This window comes from Arthrobacter celericrescens, assembly GCF_003614925.1.
GTDB classification, from domain to species: domain Bacteria; phylum Actinomycetota; class Actinomycetes; order Actinomycetales; family Micrococcaceae; genus Arthrobacter; species Arthrobacter celericrescens.
The window spans coordinates 1-948 of record NZ_QYLP01000046.1; the positions used below are offsets into that span (position 1 = coordinate 1).

At 66.2% G+C, this 948-nt stretch carries 1 protein-coding gene; it reads left to right on the forward strand.

Going from position 1 to position 948, the window contains the following annotated elements:
• Positions 1 to 101: 101 nt before the first annotated feature.
• A protein-coding gene (locus D3654_RS10600; RefSeq protein ID WP_425359405.1) for an IS5 family transposase occupies positions 102 to 933 on the forward strand; the annotation gives its coding sequence in 2 pieces (ribosomal slippage) (positions 102 to 409 and positions 408 to 933; 834 coding nt in all).
• Positions 934 to 948: the final 15 nt, after the last annotated feature.

The window sequence follows — 948 nt, forward strand, 5'->3', positions numbered from 1 at the left end:
CTAGGGCGTGTCTCTAAATTCGGCCCGGCGCTCTTTGGCATGCTTGTTGGGTGTCTCGTTTTGCGCAGCTGACTGATGAGCAGTGGTCCCGCCTGCAGCCGATGCTGCCCAGTTCCGAAGGGCAGCGTGGCCGGCCGTTCCGGGATCACCGGCAGGTCGTGGAGGGCATGATCTACCGGTTCCGGTGCGGGATTCCGTGGCGGGACCTGCCCGAGGCCTTCGGCCCGTGGCAGACGGTCTGGAAACGCCACCGCCGTTTCAGCCTGGACGGGACGTGGGACCGGATTCACGCGGCTCTGCTTGCCGAGGCCGACGCCGCCGGCGGGATCGATTGGACGGTTTCGGTCGATTCCACGATCAACCGCGCCCACCAGCACGCGACGAACCTTCCCCGCGACACAGGGGGATCCCTCGAATTACAGGAATCCGCTGACCGAGCCGGCTGACCACGGCATCGGGCGGTCCCGGGGCGGGCTCTCGACCAAGATCCATCACGCCTGCGACGGCAAAGGCAGGCCGCTGGCGTTCCTGATCGGCCCTGGCCAGGGCTCGGATTCACGCATGTTCGCCCCGGTCATCGACACCATCAGCGTGCCCCGCCTGGGACCGGGCCGCGCCAGGACCCGGCCGGATGCCGTGATGGGCGACAAAGCCTACTCCTCACGGGCGAACCGGGAACTGCTGCGCTCGAGAAACATCAAGGCCGTCATCCCCGAACCCGCGGACCAAATCGCGAACCGGAAACGCAAAGGCTCCCGCGGCGGCCGGCCCGTGGCCTTCGATTCCCACGCCTACAAAGGCCGGGCCGCCGTCGAACAGTCCTTCAATCTCTTCAAGCAATGGCGAGGAATCGCCACCCGCTACGACAAACTCGCCCAAACCTACCGGGCCGGCGTCGCACTCTACGCAGTCCTGATCTGGCTACGCCAATAAAGAGACACGCCCTAG